This is a genomic window from Candidatus Protofrankia californiensis, assembly GCF_900634765.1.
Lineage (GTDB): Bacteria > Actinomycetota > Actinomycetes > Frankiales > Frankiaceae > Protofrankia > Protofrankia californiensis.
On record NZ_CAAAFT010000298.1, the window covers coordinates 11,092 to 12,418 of the forward strand.

Consider the following 1,327-nt stretch of genomic DNA (forward strand, 5'->3'; position numbering starts at 1 on the left):
GTTGCGGCCGTGTTCGCCGATCGGCTGCAGGTAACCCAGCGGTAGCCTGGCCACCACATCGTGCGCGCCGACCGCCCGCGCAGCCGCCTCCACCTCGGCGTCCGTGGCATCCGGCCTGCCGTAGGCCACCGCGTCCCGCACGGTGACCCCGAACAGGTGCGACTCCTGCGGCACCAGGCCGAGCCGGCTGCGGTAACCGGCCAGATCGAGGTCCCGGATGTCCCTGCCGTCCACCCGGACCGCGCCCGAGGTCGGGTCGTAGAACCGAGCGAGGAGCTTCACCACGGTCGATTTCCCGGCGCCGGTCTGGCCTACCAGGGCGACAGTCTCACCCGCATCGATGCACAGGTCGATCCCGCGCAGCGCCTCCTGATCCCCGGCGTGGTAGGCGAAGGACACGCCATCGAACTCGATCCGACCGCGCACGCCGCGCACCGGGAGCGGGTGGGAGGCAGCCGGAGTCATGGTGGGGGTGCGCATCAGGCTGCGCAGCCTGCTCATCCCGACCGCTGCCTGCTGGTAGCCGTCGAACGCCTGGGACATCTGCTGTACCGGTGAGAAGAACAGTTCGATGTAGAGCACGAACGCGATCAGTGTGCCGGTGGTCAGTGTGCCGGCCAGCACCTGGCGGGAGCCGATCATCAGCACCAGCCCGGTGGAGACCGCGGACAGGAACTCCACGAACGGGAAGTAGATCGCCATGTACCGCTGCGCGCGCAGCCTGGAGTCGCGGAACGCCCGCGCCCGCCGAGCGAACTCCACGCTGTTGTAGCGCTCCCGGCGAAATGCCTGGGTCACCCGGATCCCTGCCACGTTCTCCTGCAGGTAGGCGTTGACGATACTGATCCGCTCGCGGGCCTCGGTGTAGGCGGGCACTGACTTCGACCGGAACACCATTGTGGCCACGACCAGCACCGGCAGCACCGCCACCAGTACCAGGGCCAGGCCGGCGTCGATCGCGAGCAGGGCGACGAGTACGCCGAGTACGGTCAGCACGCTGACCACTGCGGTGGCGAGCCCGGTCTGCAGGAAGTTCGACAGGGCGTCCACGTCAGTGGTCATCCTGGTCATGATCCGACCGCCGAGTTCGCGCTCGTAGTAGTCCAGGCCGAGCCGCTGCAGTTGGGCGTAGGTCTTCACCCGCAGTGTGTAGAGCAGCCGCTCCCCGGTCCGGCCGGTCACCCGGACCTGCGCCACCGAGATCCCCCAGCCGATCAGTACCACGATCCCGGCGGCTGCGGCCGCCAGCAGCAGTGTTCCGCCCGCACCGCGGGCGACACCGCGGTCGACGCCGACCCGGACCAGCGACGGCACCGCGATCTGGGCG

The 1,327-nt window shown here is 69.4% G+C and carries 1 protein-coding gene; it reads right to left on the reverse strand.

The genetic code is table 11. The features are described 5' to 3' along the window. A partial coding sequence (locus tag DD1DGNOD_RS15925; RefSeq protein ID WP_241255757.1) for an ABC transporter ATP-binding protein occupies window positions 1-1,327 on the reverse strand: 1,327 nt, incomplete at both ends.